The following is a 16,698-nucleotide window of genomic DNA, read 5'->3' on the forward strand; positions in this document are numbered from 1 at the left end:
GCCGCCCCTCAGTAGCGCTTGCGGGCCGCGCGCATCACCGCGCTGCGCGCCCGGGGATTGGCCTCGACCTCGTCGGCGCCCGCCCGGCGCGCCTTGCCCAGGGCCTCCAGGCGCCGCCGGAGCTGATCGTCGCGCAGCGGCACGCCCCTGGGCAGGTGGGTGTCGCCGCGCACGTGATCGCGGATGAAGCGCTTGACCCGGCGATCCTCCAGGGAATGGAAGCTGATCACCACCAGGTGGCCGCCGGGGGCCAGGGCCTCCAGGGCGGCCTCGAGCGCGGCGTCCAGCTGCTCGAGCTCGCCGTTGACCTGGATGCGCAGCGCCTGGAAGGCGCGGGTGGCGGGATGCTTGCCCTTCTCCCAGGCGGGGTGGGCGGCCTTGATCACCTCGGCCAGGTCGGCGGTGCGGGTGAAGGGCCGCTCGCCGCGGCGGGCCACGATGGCCCGGGCCAGGCGGCGGGCGAAGCGCTCCTCGCCATAGGCCTTGAAGACCCGGGCGATCTCGCCTTCGGCGGCGCGGGCCAGCCAGTCCGCGGCGCTCTCGCCGCGACTGGGGTCCATGCGCATGTCCAGGGGGCCGTCGCGCAGGAAGCTGAAGCCGCGCTCGGGATCGTCGAGCTGGGGCGAGGAGACCCCCACGTCGAGCAGCACGCCGGCCAGCCTGCCATGCAGGTCATGGGCCCGGGCGATCTCGCCCAGGCGGGCGAACTCGCCGCGCTCGATGGCGAAGCGGGGATCGGTGATGGCCGCCGCCTCGGCGATGGCCTGGGGGTCGCGGTCGATGGCCAGCAGCCGTCCCTCGGGAGCGAGCCGCTCGAGGATCGCCCGGGAGTGCCCGCCGCGGCCGAAGGTGCCGTCCAGGTAGGCACTGGCGGGATCGTCGATCAGGGCGTCGACGGCGCCGTCGAGCAGCACGCTGGCATGGCGGAAGCCGCGATCGGTGGAGTCGGAGGCGGTTGGCGTCATGCGGTTCTCGTCGACGGCTGGCGGGGGTGCCGCGGGGCGGCGGACAGGGAAAACGGGGGGAGTCGGCCGATAAGCCGGGTTCTGTCGCGGACAGTCATTCCTCTAGGGGCCGCGTCGCCGCGGCCCTCAAGCAACCTACCCGAACCCAGCGCGGGCCACGCCTTGGGGTTCCTATTTGGTCTTGCTCCGAGTGGGGTTTACCGTGCCACGCTCTGTTGCCAGGCGCGCGGTGCGCTCTTACCGCACCCTTTCACCCTTACCGGCCTCCCGAGGGAGACGTAGGCGGTCTGCTCTCTGCTGCACTTTCCGTCGGCTCGCGCCGCCCAGGCGTTACCTGGCACTCTGCCCTGTGGAGCCCGGACTTTCCTCCCCCGGCGGCTGCCGGCGGCGACTGTCTGGCCAACTCCCGCGGCAAGGATACCAGCGCCCCGCCACCCCCTCAACAATCCCCGTCCTTGAGCGCCTGAGCCCGGGCGTACCAGGCCTTCTTGGCGCCGCCCAGGGTGCGCGCCGCCACCCCGGCCGCCTGCTTGACCCCGACGCCCTCGGCGAGCAGCGCGGCCAGCAGCGCGTCGCCCTCCACGGCCGCGGCGGCCCCGGCCTCCCGCGGCGGCGCCCCGGCCACCATCACCACGAACTCGCCCCGCGCCTGGTCCGGGTCCTCGGCGAGGCGCGCCAGCAGCGCCTCGGCGCTGCCCTCGAGGAAGGTCTCGAAGGTCTTGGTCAGCTCCCGGGCGAGCACCACCCGGCGCTCGCCGAGGACGGCTGCCAGGTCGGCCAGGGTGTCGCGGATGCGATGCGGGGACTCGTAGAAGACCAGGGTCTCGTCGCGTTCGGCCAGGCCCTCGAGACGGCCCCGGCGGCTGCCCCCCTTGGCCGGCAGGAAGCCCTGGAAGACGAAGCGGTCGGTGGGCAGGCCGGCGGCCGACAGCGCGGCCACCAGGGCGCAGGGGCCGGGCACCGGCACGATGCGGCGGCCGCGCTCGCGCAGCGCGCGGACCAGCACGAAGCCGGGATCGCTGATCAGCGGCGTGCCGGCATCGCTGACCAGGGCCACCGACTCGCCGGCGGCCAGGCAGGCGTCGAGCCGCTCGACCCGGGCCGCCTCGTTGTGCTCGTGCAGCGACAGCATCGGCGCCGCCACCCCCAGGTGGCGCAGCAGCCGCGCCGTATGGCGGGTGTCCTCGGCCGCCACCAGGTCGACCTCGCCGAGCAGGCGCCCCGCCCGCGGGCTCAGGTCCTCCAGATTCCCAATCGGCGTGGCGACCACGTACAATGCCCCTGCAATGGCGTCTGACATTTCGGCTCCCTGGGATGCGTTCCGCACGTGAGGACAAGGAAGGATTCATGAAGATTTCGTCTCGCGGCCCCCTGGCCGCCGCCCTGCTGGCCCTGATGATGGCCGGCTGCGCTTTCCAGCCGCCCCTCGTCGAAAGACGGCCGGCCGGCGACCCCGACCAGTTGCTGACCCGCGCCGAGCAGCAGGCGCCCGAGCGGGCCGCCCGATCGCGCCTCGAGGCGGCGGCCATCCTAGCACGCCAGGGGCGCCGCCCCCAGGCGCTGGAGATCGCCAAGCAGCTCGACGACGCCCGCCTGCCGACCGAGGCCCGGGGCCGCTGGGCGCTGCTGCTCTCCGACCTGGGCGAGACCGAGGGCGACCCCTGGGCGGTGATCCGGGCCACCCAGGGCCTGGAGGCGCTGTCGCTGCCCGGCGATCGGGCCGACCTGCTGCGCGAGCGCCAGGCCCGGGCCCTGGGCCGGGTGGACGAGCCCCAGGCCGCCGCCGAGATCCTGCTGCGGCTGCAGGCGGGCAGCGGACGCCTCGACCTCAACGACCCCATCTGGGAGCAGCTGTCCCGCCTGGCCCCCGGGGCCCTGCGGGAGCTCGGCGACGACGCCGGCGCCACGGCCCGGGCCTGGCTCGAGCTGGCGTCCCTGGTGCGCAGCGGCAGCGGCGACATCCAGCGGCTGTTCACCCGCCTCGACGACTGGCGAGACCGCCACCCCGAGCACCCGGCGGCGCGCCGCCTGCCGTCCGATATCCTGGCCCTGCGCGACCTGCGCGGGCGGGACGTTCGCCACATCGCCGTCCTCCTGCCCGAGTCCGGTCCCCTGGCCGGCGTCGCCGACGCCATCGAGGACGGCATCCGGGCCCATCACCTGAACACCGTGAACGGCGGCGCCAGCGGCGCGCGCCTGAGCTTCCTCGACTCCGCCGGCGGCGATCTCGACGCCCTCTACGCCGAGGCCCGCAACCGCGGCGCCCAGGTGGTCCTCGGGCCGCTGGACAAGGACGCGGTCAGCCGCCTGGAGCAGCGCGACCGGGTGCCCCTGCCGACGCTGGCCCTGAACTACGGCGAGGCCGACCGCAACGCCGCCGACGGACTCTTCCAGTACGGCCTGTCCGCCGAGGACGAGGCCCGCCAGGTCGCCGTCCGCGCCCGCCAGGACGGCCATCGCCGCGCCTCGCTGCTGGTCCCGGACAACGCCTGGGGCCGCCGGGTCGGCGAGGCGTTCGCCGCCGCCTGGCGGGAGGACGACGGCGAGATCGCCAACGCCGTGCGCTACAACCCCGGGATGCCGGCCACCGAGAGCACCAAGCGCGCCCTGGGCGGCGGTCGCGCCGAACTGCTGTTCCTGCTGGCGCTGCCCGACTACGCCCGCCAGGTGCCGCCGACCATCGACTATTTCGCCTACGAGCGGGAGCTGCCGGTCTACGCCACCTCGCACCTCTACGAGGGGCGCCCCCAGCCACGCCTGGACCAGGACCTCAACGGCGTGCTGTTCGTCGACATCCCCTGGCAGATCCCGGATGCCGCCGTGGGCGGCGAAGAGGCCCTGCCCTTCCTCGACAGCTACCGCCAGCTGCGCGAGGAGTCGGATCCGGCGATGTTCCGGCTGATGGCCATGGGCGTCGACGCCTACGAGCTGGCCCGGCGCCTGCCCCAGTTCCAGGCCATCCCCGGCAGCGAGCTGTTCGGCGCCACGGGCACGCTGAGCGCCGCCGAGGACGGCCGGATCCACCGCGACCTGCCCTGGGCCCGCTTCCAGGAGGGCGTGCCCCGGCCGGCGATCGACCTGGAGCGACTGACCGATGGCCGGGCCCGCTGACGCCCGAGCCCGGGGCGCGCGCATCGAGCGCTTCGCCGCGGACTGGCTGGCGGCCCGGGGCCTGGCCCTGGAGGCCGCCAATCAGCACGCCAAGGGCGGCGAGCTCGACCTGGTGATGCGCGACGGGGCGACCCTGGTGTTCGTCGAGGTGCGCCATCGGACCGACGCCCGCCACGGCCATCCCCTGGAGACGATCACCCCCGCCAAGCGGCGCCGCCTGATCCAGGCGGCGCGTTTTTATCTGCAGCGCAACGGGCTATCATGTGCCTGCCGCTTCGATGTGCTGGCCGTCACCGGCACCCCGCCCGACCTCGCGGTCGAGTGGATCCCCGGCGCCTTCGAAGCGTTCTGACCGCCCCAAGGACCAGGAAGCCACGATGGATTTCCAGAACCGCATTCTCGGACACTTCAACGCCAGCATCGACACCAAGACCTACGCCAGCGAGGTGCTGCCGCCCTTCATCGAGGTCGCCAGCCAGATGATGGTGCAGACCCTGGTCAACGAGGGGAAGATCCTGGCCTGCGGCAACGGCGGCAGCGCCGGCGACAGCCAGCACTTCTCGTCCGAGCTGCTCAACCGCTTCGAGCGCGAGCGGCCGAGCCTTCCGGCCCTGGCCCTGACCACCGACACCTCGACGCTGACCTCGATCGCCAACGACTACAGCTACAACGAGGTCTACTCCAAGCAGGTGCGCGCCCTGGGCCAGCCCGGCGACGTGCTGCTGGCGATCTCCACCAGCGGCAACTCCGGCAACGTCATCCAGGCCATCCAGGCCGCCCACGACCGCGAGATGACGGTGGTCGCCCTGACCGGGCGCGACGGCGGCAACATGGCCTCGCTGCTGGGCCAGGACGACTGCGAGATCCGCGTGCCGGCCACCTCCACCGCGCGCATCCAGGAGGTTCACCTGCTGGTGATCCACTGCCTGTGCGACCTGATCGACGAACAGCTCTTCGGCACAAGCGAGTGATCCCATGACCCAGACCTCACGCCTGATCGCCCTCTCCCTCGCCCTGCTGCTGGCCCTGTCCGGCTGCACCGCCGTGACCTCGGTCACCACCCCGGGCACCATCGAGGAGAACTACGGCGAACGCACCCTCGGCACCAAGGTCGAGGACGAGAGCATCGAGACCAAGATCGCCCACAACCTGGGACGCACCGACGCCCGGCTCGGGGATGCCCGCATCAACGTCGACAGCTTCAACAACGTGGTGCTGCTGACCGGCCAGGTGCCCAGCCAGGAGCTCAAGCGGCTCGCCGAGCGCGTCGCCGGCCAGGTGCGCAACGTGCGCCGGGTCCACAACGAGCTGGCCATCGCCGCCAACCTGCCCGCCGGCCAGCGCCTCGCCGACACCTGGCTCAACACCCGGGTGCGCACGGCCCTGGTGGCCAACGAGGCGGTCGACTCCAGCCGACTGCGCCTGGTCACCGAGAACGACAGCGTCTACCTGATGGGCATCGTCAGCCGCGCGGAGGCCGAGCGCATCGTCGCCGCGGTGCGCAACGTCGGCGGCATGCAGCGCATCGTCAAGGTCTTCGACTACCTGGACTGAACCGGCGCCCGATCGACGCACGAAAAAAAGGTTCTTCGCAGATCAGCGTGAAGTCGCTGCACGGCTCAGCTTGGCATGGTGGGTGTGCTCTTCGTGGGAGCGATCTTCAGATCGCGATCCGCCCCGCAGCGGCGGCGATAGAGGCACCGCGGTAGGATCTCCCCCGGGCGCCTATCGGCGCCTTTCGCCCAATGAATTGGGCTCCCACGATGACCTGCGCGATGGCTCTGTCCCGCTGATAGGGCGCTTCGCGGGAGACTCTATGTTGCCCGCCCGGCCTTGAGGGGCTCTGAAGCGCCGAACCGAGTGCCCCACAATGGTATTCACGCCAAGGTGCGAAGAACCGAAAAAAACGGCAGGCCTCGGGCCTGCCGTTTCTCGTTCCGGCGTCGTGGACGCCCGAGCCTGACGGCTCGCGGCGCTACTTGACCACGCGCAGCGAGGGGCGCCCGCGGGCCGGCCGCTCGGGCGCCTCGCCCGCCTCCTCGTCGCGGCTCGCCTCGCTCTCGACGCCGGACAGCGCCGGGCCTTCATCCTCGTCGGCCTCGGCCGCCTCGAGCGGCAGCTCCGGCTCGTGGCCGAAGACCATGCCCACGCCGTTCTCCTTGGCGTAGATGGCGATCAGCGCCGACATCGGCACCATCAGCTGCATCGGCTGGCCGCCGAAGCGCGCCGAGAAGGCGATGGCCTCGTTCTCCATGCTCAGGTCGCGAATCGCGGACACCCCGAGGTTGAGCACGATCTGGCCGTTCTGCACGAACTGCCGCGGTACCTCGACGCCCTCCTGCTCGGCGTCGACGACGATGAACGGCGTCAGCTCGTTGTCCAGCAGCCACTCGTACAGGGCCCGTGCGATGTAGGGACGACTCGATTGCATCGGTGTTGGCCCTCCTGGGTCAGGGCCCCGGCCATGCCGGGGCATGAAATGGGGATCAGGCGCGCATCTCGCGCTCGGCCTCGCTCAGCGAGGCCTTGAAGCCGTCGCGATCGAAGACCCGCTCCATGTAGCTCACCAGCGGCTTGACCTGCTTCTCCGGCAGCTCGATGCCCAGCGCCGGCAGGCGCCACAGGATCGGCGCCAGGCAGCAGTCCACCAGGGTGAACTCCTCGCTCATGAAGAAGGGCATGTCCTCGAAGATCGGCGAGATGCCGACCAGGCTCTCGCGGAGCTCCTTGCGCGCCTTCTCGGCCTCCTTCTTGGTGCCGGCCTGGATCTGCTCGACCAGCGGGCACCACTCGCGCTCGATGCGATGCATCCACAGCCGGCTCTGGGCCCGGGCCACGGGGTAGACCGGCAACAGCGGCGGATGCGGGAACCGCTCGTCGAGGTACTCCATCATCACCTTGGACTCGTAGAGCACCAGGTCGCGATCGATCAGCGTGGGCACGCTGTTGTAGGGGTTGAGATCGGCCAGCTCCTCGGGGTGGCTATCCTCGGTGACCTCGACGATGTCCACCGACACGCCCTTCTCGGCGAGCACGATACGCACCCGATGACTGTAATGGTCATCGCCCCCGGAGTAGAAGATCATCGACGACCGCTTGGCCACTACACCCATGAAACAATCCTCGCATCAGTTCGTGCCGAGATGATAACACGACAGCCCCACTCCCGGGGCGTCGCGACGCCACCCGGCCTCGTGCCGGGCAGCGACCAGAAGGGGGCGCATGGCCCACGCCATGCGCCCCCTCTCGCGTCCGTCATCGACGGATCAGTGAATGTCGCGCCAGTACTCGCGCTTGAGCAGGTAGGCGATGACGCCGAAGATGAAGATGAAGATCAGCACCTTCGGCCCCAGGGCCTGGGCCTGCAGCTTGGACGGCTCGCCGACGTAGGCCAGGAAGTTGGTCAGGTCGTAGACCGCCTCCTCGAACTCCTCCGGCTCCATCTGGCCCGGCTGGGTCACCTGCAGGGTCTCGCAGGACTGGTACTTGCCGGTCAGCGGATCCAGCTCGGCGCCCTCGATGGGATGATCGGAGGCGGCGCAGACCTTCTCCTGGACCCCCTGCAGCGGCTCCAGCACATTGGGCATGGCCACCAGCGGGAAGACCTTGTTGTTGACGCCGGTGGGACGCTCCGGGTCCTTATAGAAGCTCAGCAGGTAGGAGTATATCCAGTCCGTGCCGCGCAGGCGCGCCTCCAGGGTCAGGTCCGGCGGCGCGGCGCCGAACCAGTTCTCGCCGTCGGCGCTCGACATGGCGTTGTGCATCTGGTCATTGAAGCCCAGGTCCGAGGCGAAGATCAGGTTGTCCTCCACCAGGTCCTGGGGCATGTCCAGGTCCTCGGCGGCCCGGGAGAAGCGCTGGTGCTCCAGGGAGTGGCAGCCCATGCAGTAGTTGACGAACAGCTTCATGCCGTTCTGCAGCGACGCCTTGTCGTGCAGGTCCGGGTTCATCTCCTGCAGGTGCGCCCCGCCGCCGCCGGCGGCGAACCCCATCGCGGGGACCAGCGCGAAGAGCAGTGCGAACAGTTGCTTTTTCATTAGCCAGTCACCCTTTCCGGAACGGGTTTGGTCTTCTCCAGCCGGGTGTAGAACGGCATCAGCAGGAAGAAGGCGAAGTAGATGGCGGTGCACACCTGGGCCAGGATGGTGCGCCCCTCGGTGGCCGGCAGCACGCCGAGCACGCCGAGGATGACGAAGCTCACCGCGAACAGCGCCAGCATCAGCTTGGAGATCCAGCCCTTGTAGCGCATGGAGCGCACCGGGCTGCGGTCCAGCCAGGGCAGCACGAAGAGCACCGCGATGGCCGCGCCCATGCACACCACGCCGAGGAACTTGGCGTCCAGCCCGAACAGCGAGAAGGTGATCGCGCGCAGGATCGCGTAGAAGGGCGTGAAGTACCACACCGGGGCGATATGGTCCGGGGTCTTCAGCGGGTTGGCCGGCTCGAAGTTGGGCTTCTCGATGAAGTAGCCGCCGCCCTCGGGGAAGTAGAAGACCACCACGCTGAACACGAACAGGAAGACGGCGACGCCGACGATGTCCTTCACCGTGTAGTAGGGGTGGAAGGGAATGCCGTCCAGCGGCTTACCGGTCTCGTCCTTCTTCTGCTTGATGTCGATGCCGTCCGGGTTGTTGGAGCCGACCTCGTGCAGGGCGATGATGTGCAGCACCACCAGCGCCAGGATCACGATCGGCAACGCCACCACGTGCAGGGCGAAGAAGCGGTTCAGGGTGATGCCGGAGATCAGGAAGTCGCCGCGCACCCACTGGGCCAGGTCCGGGCCGATGGCCGGGATCGCGGAGAACAGCGAGATGATCACCTGGGCGCCCCAGTAGGACATCTGCCCCCAGGGCAGCAGGTAGCCCATGAAGGCCTCGGCCATCAGCGCCAGGTAGATGGCCATGCCGAAGATCCACACCAGCTCGCGGGGCGCCTTGTAGGAGCCGTAGAGCAGGCCGCGGAACATATGCAGGTAGACCACCACGAAGAACGCCGAGGCGCCGGTGGTGTGCAGGTAGCGGATCAACCAGCCCCACTCCACGTCGCGCATGATGTACTCGACGGAGGCGAAGGCGCCCTCGGCGGAGGGATTGAAGCTCATGGTCAGCCAGACCCCGGTGAGGATCTGGTTGACCAGCACCAGCAGCGCCAGGGAGCCGAAGAAGTACCAGAAGTTGAAGTTCTTCGGCGCGTAGTACTTGGACAGGTGCTCCTGCCACATCTGGGTGGCGGGGAAGCGATCGTCGACCCAGCGCATGAAGCCGCGTTCCGCCTTGGCCTTGTTCGGATTACCCATCAGGCAGTCTCCTCATCTTCGCCGACGACGATGACCTCATCGCTCTCGAAGCGATAGGGGGGCACCTCGAGGTTGATCGGGGCGGGGACGTTGCGGAAGACCCGGCCGGCCAGGTCGAAGCGCGACCCGTGGCAGGGGCAGAAGAAGCCGCCCGGCCAGTCGTCGACGCCGACCCCCTCGGCATTGGGCTCGGGCTTGAACAGCGGCGAGCAGCCCAGGTGGGTGCAGATGCCGATGAGCACGCCGATCTCCGGCTTGATGGAGCGCAGCGGGCCGCCCGCATAGGCGGGTTGCTGGGGCTCGCTGGAGGCCGGGTCCGAGAGGCGATCCTCGCCCAGGGCCTCGGTGCGCTCGATCATCTCGGGGGTGCGATTGAGGATCCAGATCGGACGCCCGCGCCATTCCACGGTCATCCGCTGCCCGGGCTCGAGCTTGGACACGTCGGCCTTGACGGGTGCGCCCGCCGCCCTCGCCCTGGCACTGGGCTGCCAGGAAGCCACAAAGGGGACCGCTACCCCGACAGCGCCCGCCGCTCCGACGACGGAGGTGGCGCCCACGAGGAAACGGCGCCGCCCTTTGTTCACGCCGTTGTCTGCCATCTTCAGGTTTCTCCCATCAACTTACCCGCTGTTCCATCACGAGCGTCAAAACGAGTCGCGACCACGGATTTTGAAATGCGTTATATGGTAAAAAAACGGATCGCCCCGCACAAGAAGACCCCCGACCGGGGGCGACCAATTAACGACAATACATTGACCTCGCACAAAAAAACGCCCGAGCGAATGCCCGGGCGTGGTACGGCGAGAGCGGCGTCGCGGATCAGCGCTTGGAGAACTGCGGACGACGACGCGCCTTGCGCAGGCCGATCTTCTTGCGCTCGACCTCGCGGGCGTCCCGCGTCACGTAGCCGGCCTCGCGCAGCGGCTTGCGGAAGTCCTCGTTGTACTCGATCAGGGCACGGGTGATGCCGTGACGGATGGCGCCGGCCTGGGCGCTACCGCCGCCGCCCTTGACGGTGACATAGACGTCGAACTGCTCGAGGGTCTCGGTCAGCTCGAGGGGCTGGCGGACCACCATGCGGCCGGTGACGCGACCGAAGTAGTCGTTCAGGTCACGGCTGTTGACGGTGATCTTGCCGGTGCCCGGCTTCAGGAAGACGCGGGCGGTAGAGGTCTTGCGGCGACCGGTACCATAGTGCTGCTGTGTCATGGCGAAGACTCCCTCAGATGTTCAGTTCTTGCGGCTGCTGGGCGGCGTGCGGGTGCTCGGTGCCGGCGTAGACCTTGAGCTTGGAGTGCATGGCACGACCCAGCGGACCCTTCGGGAGCATGCCCTTGACCGCGAATTCGATGACGCGCTCCGGAGCATAGTCGATCATCTGCTCGAAGTTCATGGAGCGCAGGCCACCCGGGTAGCCGGTGTGGCGGTAGTAGTTCTTGGCGCTGGCCTTGTTGCCGGTGACCTTCACCTTCTCGGCGTTGATCACGACGATGTAGTCGCCGGTATCCACGTGCGGGGTGTATTCCGGCTTGTGCTTGCCGCGCAGGCGACGGGCGATCTCGGTGGCCAGGCGGCCCAGAGTCTTGTCCGCAGCGTCGACGACGTACCAGTCGCGCTGGACGGACTGCGGCTTGGCAGTGAACGTCTTCATGGGTGAATCACCAAATCGATGTGTTGGGCCCTTCACCGCCGCGGCGGATCGGACCATCCCTATTCTTCTTGGTTGCCGCCGGGAGGCGACAACGGTCGAGCGAGCGCGCATTCTACACGACCCGCGGCGGGCAAGGGAAGGGCTTCGGGCTTCGGGCTTCGGGCTTCGGGCTTCGGGCTTCGGGCTTCGGGCTTCGGGCTTCGGGCTTCGGGCTGCCTCAGACTTATCGGGCTGGCTACCCACTGCTCGAAGCTCGTGGCCCGAAGCCCGGGCCGGGTTTTCTTCCAGCTTAAAGCTTACGGCTTACAGCTCCCGGACGAAGTCCGGGTCAGGGCTTGTGGGGCAGCGCCAGGTACTCGCGGGACTGCATCTCCTGGAGCCGGGAGAGGGTCCGCTGGAACTCGAACTCCAGCTTGCCGTCGCGATACAGCCGCTCGGCCGGGGCCTCGGCGGACATCAGCAGCTTGACCCCGCGGTCGTAGAACTCGTCGACCATGTTGATGAAACGCCGGGCCTGGTCGTCGCTGGCCCCATCCATGCACGGCACATTGGACACCAGCACGCTGTGGTACTCCCGGGCCAGCTCGATATAGTCGTTCTGGCTCCGCGGGCCGTCGCAGAGCTCGGCGAAGTCGAACCACACCACGTCGTCATGCAGCCGGCGACTGTGCAGGATCCGGCGATTGATCTCGATGGGCGCCTCGGCCTCGCCCGCCTGGCCGGCGATCTCGCGAAAGCTGCGCGCCAGCTCGGCCTCGGCGGCCTCGTCCAGGGGCGCATGGAAGATCTCGGCCCGCTCCAGGGCGCGCAGCCGATAGTCGATGCCGGAGTCCACGTTGACCACCTCGCAGTGGCGCTCGAGCAGGTCGATGGCCGGCAGGAAGCGCGCCCGCTGCAGGCCGTCCTTGTAGAGGTCGGCGGGCACGATGTTGGAGGTCGCCACCAGCACCACGCCGCGGGCGAACAGCGCCTCGAGCAGGTTGGCCAGGATCATGGCGTCGGTGATGTCCTTGACGAAGAACTCGTCGAAGCAGATCACCCGGGCCTCGGCGGCGAACTTGTCGGCGACCAGCGACAGCGGGTTCTTCTCGCCCTTGTAGTGTTCCAGCTCGCTGTGCACCCGCTGCATGAAGCGGTGGAAGTGGGTGCGCATCTTCTCCGGGAAGGGCAGCGACTCGTAGAAGGTGTCGACCAGGTAGGTCTTGCCGCGACCCACGCCGCCCCAGAAGTAGAGCCCCGTCACGGCGGGCGTCGACGGCGCCCGGGGCGCCTCGCGCCGGCCCAGCCAGCCGGCGACCCGGGACTTCAGCCCAGCGCCGGGCCGGCCGGACGGGGCGGCCGGGCGGGGAGCGGCGGCGAGATCGTCGAACAGGCGCTGGAGATGCTCCACGGCCCGCTCCTGGGCGGGATCGTACTGGAAATCGTCGCGCTCGAGGTCGGCGCGGTAGCGTCCCAGCGGCGTGGCCGGGCGGGACGTTCGGGGCGCATTCGACATCCTGTGACTCTCGCGGGTGGGCATGGTGGACAGGGATCCTTCGGCATCCGGTGGAGGGGGGGATTATACGCGCCGCGCCGGCGCTTGGCATCGCCCGGGCGGCGTTGACCCCGGCGTCGGCCTCGGCCCTATAATGGGCGCGCCGGCCCGGCCGGCGCTGGGGCCGGACGCCGACGCCGGGCCGCTCGACCGCTCAGGAGAACAATGTGGAACAAAGCAATATCAACTGGATGCTGGCCATCGCCTGCCTGCTCGCCGGCGTGGGAGTCGGCGCGCTGGGCTACCACCTGCTCAATGCCGGCGCACGCAACGCCCAGCGGCTGCGACAGCGTCTCGCCGAACGCGACCGCCAGCTGACCGAGCTGCGCGACGGGGCCGGCGAGCGCCTGGCGCGCCTGGCCGAGCTCGCCGAGGCCCTGGGCCGCGACAGCCAGACGCTGCGCGAGGAAGTCGCCGAGACCACCGCTCGACTGGGCGGCGAGCGCCCGCGCGGCCTCGACCTGACGGCCGCCGACGCCGAGCCCAAGCGGGACGAGGACGGCGTCGCCGCCCCCCGGGACTATGCCGACGGCAACCGCGGCACCCTCTCCGAGGACTTCGGCCTGAAGTCCAGCGACGCCGACGCCCCCCAGCCCCCCCGCTACTGACCGCCGCCGGCCATCGACACGGGCCGGGCCGCGAGGCCCGGCCCGTCGCGCGTCAGGCCGGATTGTCGATATCGACGAAACGGTGCTCGACGCCGGTCTCGCGAGCCAATCGCTCGCCCAGCGCCTGCACCCCGTAGCGCTCGGTGGCGTGGTGCCCCGCCGCCAGGTAGTGGATCCCCAGCTCGCGCGCCAGGTGGGTGGTGCGCTCGGAGATCTCCCCCGAGATGAAGGCATCCGCCCCGGCCGCCGCGGCCTGGGCGATCATGTCCTGGGCGCCACCGGTGCACCAGGCCACGCGCCGGATCTCGCCGGCCGCCGGGGCCTCGACCAGCAACGGCTCGCGCTCCAGGCGCGCCGCCAGCCGTTGCGCCAGGTCGCCGGCCGACAGCGGTGCCTCCGGGGTGCCGAGCCAGACCAGCCCCTCGCCGAGCTCCCCGTCGGCACAGCCCGTCGGCGCAAGGCCCAGCCGTTCGCCCAGGGTCGCGTTGTTGCCCAGCTCGGCATGGGCGTCCAGCGGCAGGTGGTAGGCCAGCAGGCCGATGTCGTGACGCAGCAGGGTCGCCAGGCGGCGGCGCTTCATGCCGGTGACCGCCACCGGCTCGTTCTTCCAGAAGTAGCCGTGATGGACCAGCAGCAGATCGGCGCCCCAGGCCACCGCCTCGTCGAGCAGCGCCTGACAGGCGGTGACTCCGGTCATCACGCGAGCAACCCGCTCGCGCCCCTCGACCTGGAGGCCGTTGAGGGTGTAGTCCTTGAAGCGCTCGGGGGTCAGCAGCCGATCGCAGGCCGCTACCAGTTCCTGGGATGTGGTCATGTCTCCTCCGGACGAAAACGGGACGGCGATGTTACAATTCGCCCATTCTACCCAGCCGACCCCAGCCGCGACCACGCACCCCGACAAGGAAGCCCGCCGCATGCGACGCGCCCTGCCCTACCTCTGGCCCATTGTGATCGGCCTGCTGCTGGCCATCGCGCTGCTCAACGCCTTTCCGCAGCTGCTGGGCCGCCGCGCGGCGCCCCCCGAGGCGGCCGCCCCCTCGCCCCGGCCCGCGCCCGCCGCGGAGGCGACCTCGCGTCCGGCGCCGTCGCTGCGCCAGGCCGATCCGCTGGATCGCGGCCAGGGGCCGGTGAGCTACTCGGCGGCGGTGGAAAAGGCCGCCCCGGCGGTGGTCAACATCTATTCCTCGCGGGTGGTCGAGCGCGATGCCCATCCGCTGATGTCGGACCCCTTCTTCCGGCAGTTCTTCGGCGACGACCAGCCGCGCCGCCGGCGCATGCTCTCGAGCCTGGGCTCCGGGGTCATCGTCAGCGAGGACGGCTACGTGCTGACCAACCATCACGTGATCCGCGGCGCCGACCAGATCCAGGTGGCCCTGCGCGACGGCCGCGAGACCCTGGCGGAGGTGGTCGGCACCGACCCGGAGAGCGACCTGGCGGTGCTGCGCATCGACCTGGAGGACCCGCCGGTCATCGCCCTGGCCGACTCCCGCCGGGTAGCGATCGGCGATGTCTCGCTGGCCATCGGCAACCCCTTCGGGGTCGGCCAGACCGTGACCATGGGCATCATCAGCGCCACCGGTCGCAGCCACCTGGGCCTGAACGCCTACGAGGACTTCATCCAGACCGATGCCGCCATCAACCCCGGCAACTCGGGGGGCGCGCTGATCGATCCCCAGGGCGCCCTGGTGGGCATCAACACCGCCATCTTCTCGCGCTCCGGAGGCTCCCAGGGCATCGGCTTCGCCATCCCCGCCAACCTGGCGCGCAACATCCTCGAGGAGATCGTCACCCGCGGCCGGGTGGTGCGCGGCTGGCTGGGCGTCGAGGCCCAGGAGCTCAACCCCGAGCTGGCCGCCTCCTTCGGCCTGGAAGCGCCTGGCGGGGTGATCATTTCGGGCGTGATCCCCGACGGCCCCGCCGACCGGGCCGGCCTGCAGCCCGGTGACGTGCTGCTCGAGGTGGATGACCGGCCGATCCTCGACCCGCGTCAGACCATGAGCGACATCGCCGCGGTGGCGCCGGGCACCCGCCTGCCGGTCACCGTGGTGCGCGGCGGCGAGCGCCTCGAGGTGACGCTGAGGGTCGCCGAGCGCCCCACCCCGGCGCGCCCGGCGCCGACCACGCCCTAGGGCGCCCCGCAACGACGACGGCCCCGCCATCGGGCGGGGCCGTCGTCGCATCGGCAGCCGGGGCATCTCAGTCGCGAATGCGATACTCGGCGCTGCGGGCGTGGGCGGTCAGCGACTCGCCGCGGGCCAGCGTCGAGGCGACCGGCCCCAGGCCGGAGGCGCCCTGCGCCGAGCACTGGATCAGCGACGAGCGCTTCTGGAAGTCGTAGACCCCCAGCGGCGAGGAGAAGCGCGCAGTGCCGGAGGTCGGCAGCACGTGGTTGGGGCCGGCACAGTAGTCGCCCAGCGCCTCGGCGGTGTAGCGGCCCATGAAGACCGCGCCGGCATGGCGCACCTCGGGCAGCCAGGCCTCGGGGTCGGCCACCGAGAGCTCCAGGTGCTCGGGGGCGATGCGGTTGAGCAGCGCCACCGCCTCGTCGCGGTCGCGGCAGTGGATCAGGGCGCCGCGCTCGGCCAGCGAGGTGCGGATGATCGCCTCGCGCTCCATGGTCGGCAGCGCCCGGGCCATGGCGTCGGCGACCGCTTCCAGGTGGGCGTCGTCCCAGGTCACCAGGATCGACTGGGCGTCCTCGTCGTGCTCGGCCTGGGAGAACAGATCCATGGCCAGCCAGTCCGGGTCGGTGCCGCCGTCGGAGACCACCAGGATCTCCGAGGGCCCGGCGATCATGTCGATGCCCACCTGGCCGAACACCGCCCGCTTGGCGGTGGCCACGTAGATGTTGCCGGGGCCGACGATCTTGTCGACCCGCGGCACCGTCTCGGTGCCGTAGGCCAGGGCCGCCACCGCCTGGGCGCCGCCGATGGTGAAGACGTGGTCGACGCCGGCCAGGTGGGCGGCGGCCAGCACCAGGTCGTTGAGCACGCCGTCCGGCGTGGGCACCACCATGACGATCTCGCCGACGCCGGCCACGTGGGCGGGCAGCGCGTTCATCAGCACCGAGGAGGGATAGGCGGCCTTGCCGCCGGGCACGTAGATGCCGGCCCGATCCACCGGCGTGACCTGCTGGCCGAGCACGGTGCCGTCGGCCTCGGTGTACGACCAGGACTCGGGCTTCTGGTGCTCGTGGTAGCGCCGCACCCGGTCGGCGGCGGTGGCCAGCGCCTCGCGCTGGGCCTCGGGCAGGCCCTCGAAGGCCTGGCGCAGGCGCTCGGCCCCCAGGGTCAGCTCGGCCATGCTCGACGCCGCCAGGCGGTCGAAGCGGTTGCTGTAGTCGATCAGGGCGGCGTCGCCGCGGGTCTTGACGGCGTCGAGGATCTCGGCGACTCGGCGCTGGACCGCGTCGTCGGAGACGCCCTCCCAGGCCAGCAGGGCATCCAGGCGGGCCTCGAAGTCGGGATCGCGGGTCGACAGGCGCGCGACCTCGAGGCCGCTGGCGGAAGCTTCACTCATCACAGTTTTCCTCT

The 16,698-nt window shown here is 70.3% G+C and carries 18 protein-coding genes and 1 other RNA gene; 6 read left to right on the plus strand and 13 right to left on the minus strand.

Features of this window, described 5'->3' with window-relative positions; all coding sequences use genetic code 11:
* Positions 1 to 8: 8 nt before the first annotated feature.
* The 3 genes from rsmH to rsmI form a co-directional block, all read right to left on the minus strand.
* Positions 9 to 965 (minus strand): 16S rRNA (cytosine(1402)-N(4))-methyltransferase RsmH, encoded by a 957-nt coding sequence (gene rsmH / locus QC818_RS16415; RefSeq protein WP_309653941.1) that lies wholly within the window; start codon positions 963 to 965, stop codon positions 9 to 11.
* A gap of 54 nt (positions 966 to 1,019) precedes the next feature.
* Positions 1,020 to 1,372, minus strand: an RNA gene (rnpB, locus tag QC818_RS16420) — RNase P RNA component class A.
* 32 nt (positions 1,373 to 1,404) lie between these two features.
* Positions 1,405 to 2,265 (minus strand): 16S rRNA (cytidine(1402)-2'-O)-methyltransferase, encoded by an 861-nt coding sequence (gene rsmI / locus QC818_RS16425; protein WP_309653942.1) that lies wholly within the window; start codon positions 2,263 to 2,265, stop codon positions 1,405 to 1,407.
* Between the two features lie 47 nt (positions 2,266 to 2,312).
* Between rsmI and QC818_RS16430 the strand changes: the two genes are divergently transcribed.
* From QC818_RS16430 to QC818_RS16445, 4 genes are read left to right on the plus strand one after another with little or no spacing between them, the layout of a single operon-like run.
* Positions 2,313 to 4,076: a penicillin-binding protein activator gene (locus QC818_RS16430; protein ID WP_309653943.1), complete on the plus strand. Its 1,764-nt coding sequence runs from the start codon at positions 2,313 to 2,315 to the stop codon at positions 4,074 to 4,076.
* The gene (locus tag QC818_RS16435) at positions 4,060 to 4,428 is read left to right on the plus strand and encodes a YraN family protein (RefSeq protein WP_309653944.1); all 369 of its coding nucleotides are present in this window, start codon (positions 4,060 to 4,062) and stop codon (positions 4,426 to 4,428) included. The genes QC818_RS16430 and QC818_RS16435 overlap by 17 nt, the downstream gene beginning before the upstream one ends.
* Before the next feature lie 25 nt (positions 4,429 to 4,453).
* Positions 4,454 to 5,047 carry a phosphoheptose isomerase gene (locus QC818_RS16440; RefSeq protein ID WP_309653945.1) on the plus strand — a complete coding sequence of 198 codons (594 nt, stop codon included), beginning with the start codon at positions 4,454 to 4,456 and terminating at the stop codon, positions 5,045 to 5,047.
* A gap of 4 nt (positions 5,048 to 5,051) precedes the next feature.
* Positions 5,052 to 5,630 carry a BON domain-containing protein gene (locus tag QC818_RS16445; RefSeq protein WP_309653946.1) on the plus strand — a complete coding sequence of 193 codons (579 nt, stop codon included), beginning with the start codon at positions 5,052 to 5,054 and terminating at the stop codon, positions 5,628 to 5,630.
* Positions 5,631 to 6,051: 421 nt separating this feature from the next.
* On the opposite strand, the gene QC818_RS16450 is transcribed toward QC818_RS16445, so the two are convergent.
* The 8 genes from QC818_RS16450 to zapE all read right to left on the minus strand — a co-directional run bounded on the left by QC818_RS16450 (position 6,052) and on the right by zapE (position 12,518).
* Positions 6,052 to 6,507: a ClpXP protease specificity-enhancing factor gene (locus QC818_RS16450; protein WP_309653947.1), complete on the minus strand. Its 456-nt coding sequence runs from the start codon at positions 6,505 to 6,507 to the stop codon at positions 6,052 to 6,054.
* Between the two features lie 55 nt (positions 6,508 to 6,562).
* Positions 6,563 to 7,189, minus strand: coding sequence for a stringent starvation protein SspA (gene sspA / locus QC818_RS16455; protein WP_309653948.1), 627 nt, complete (start codon positions 7,187 to 7,189; stop codon positions 6,563 to 6,565).
* Between the two features lie 153 nt (positions 7,190 to 7,342).
* Positions 7,343 to 8,113, minus strand: coding sequence for a cytochrome c1 (locus QC818_RS16460; protein ID WP_309653949.1), 771 nt, complete (start codon positions 8,111 to 8,113; stop codon positions 7,343 to 7,345).
* Positions 8,113 to 9,372, minus strand: coding sequence for a cytochrome b (locus tag QC818_RS16465; RefSeq protein ID WP_309653950.1), 1,260 nt, complete (start codon positions 9,370 to 9,372; stop codon positions 8,113 to 8,115). Before QC818_RS16465 ends, QC818_RS16460 begins: the two co-directional genes overlap by 1 nt.
* Positions 9,372 to 9,971 (minus strand): ubiquinol-cytochrome c reductase iron-sulfur subunit, encoded by a 600-nt coding sequence (gene petA, locus QC818_RS16470; protein ID WP_309653951.1) that lies wholly within the window; start codon positions 9,969 to 9,971, stop codon positions 9,372 to 9,374. Before petA ends, QC818_RS16465 begins: the two co-directional genes overlap by 1 nt.
* Positions 9,972 to 10,191: 220 nt before the next feature.
* Positions 10,192 to 10,581 (minus strand): 30S ribosomal protein S9, encoded by a 390-nt coding sequence (rpsI, locus tag QC818_RS16475; RefSeq protein WP_309653952.1) that lies wholly within the window; start codon positions 10,579 to 10,581, stop codon positions 10,192 to 10,194.
* A 13-nt stretch (positions 10,582 to 10,594) separates the two neighbouring features.
* Positions 10,595 to 11,023, minus strand: a complete 429-nt coding sequence (rplM, locus tag QC818_RS16480) for a 50S ribosomal protein L13 (protein ID WP_309653953.1) — start codon at positions 11,021 to 11,023, stop codon at positions 10,595 to 10,597.
* Positions 11,024 to 11,351: 328 nt separating this feature from the next.
* A complete protein-coding gene (gene zapE, locus QC818_RS16485) occupies positions 11,352 to 12,518 on the minus strand; it encodes a cell division protein ZapE (protein WP_309653954.1) in 1,167 nt (388 codons plus the stop codon).
* Between the two features lie 206 nt (positions 12,519 to 12,724).
* Here zapE and QC818_RS16490 point away from each other — a divergent pair, with 206 nt between their 5' ends.
* Positions 12,725 to 13,165, plus strand: coding sequence for a Z-ring associated ZapG family protein (locus QC818_RS16490; RefSeq protein WP_309653955.1), 441 nt, complete (start codon positions 12,725 to 12,727; stop codon positions 13,163 to 13,165).
* Positions 13,166 to 13,217: 52 nt separating this feature from the next.
* Here QC818_RS16490 and QC818_RS16495 read toward each other — a convergent pair whose 3' ends face one another.
* Complete coding sequence (locus tag QC818_RS16495) at positions 13,218 to 13,979, minus strand: Nif3-like dinuclear metal center hexameric protein (protein WP_309653956.1); 762 nt, start codon at positions 13,977 to 13,979, stop codon at positions 13,218 to 13,220.
* Between the two features lie 100 nt (positions 13,980 to 14,079).
* Between QC818_RS16495 and QC818_RS16500 the strand changes: the two genes are divergently transcribed.
* Positions 14,080 to 15,294, plus strand: a complete 1,215-nt coding sequence (locus QC818_RS16500) for a Do family serine endopeptidase (RefSeq protein WP_309653957.1) — start codon at positions 14,080 to 14,082, stop codon at positions 15,292 to 15,294.
* Positions 15,295 to 15,361: 67 nt separating this feature from the next.
* Here the strand turns inward: QC818_RS16500 and hisD are convergent, their stop codons facing one another.
* A complete protein-coding gene (gene hisD / locus QC818_RS16505; protein WP_309653958.1) occupies positions 15,362 to 16,684 on the minus strand; it encodes a histidinol dehydrogenase in 1,323 nt (440 codons plus the stop codon).
* Positions 16,685 to 16,698: the final 14 nt, after the last annotated feature.

The sequence above is a fragment of the Halomonas koreensis genome, assembly GCF_031451675.1.
Lineage (GTDB): Bacteria > Pseudomonadota > Gammaproteobacteria > Pseudomonadales > Halomonadaceae > Halomonas > Halomonas koreensis.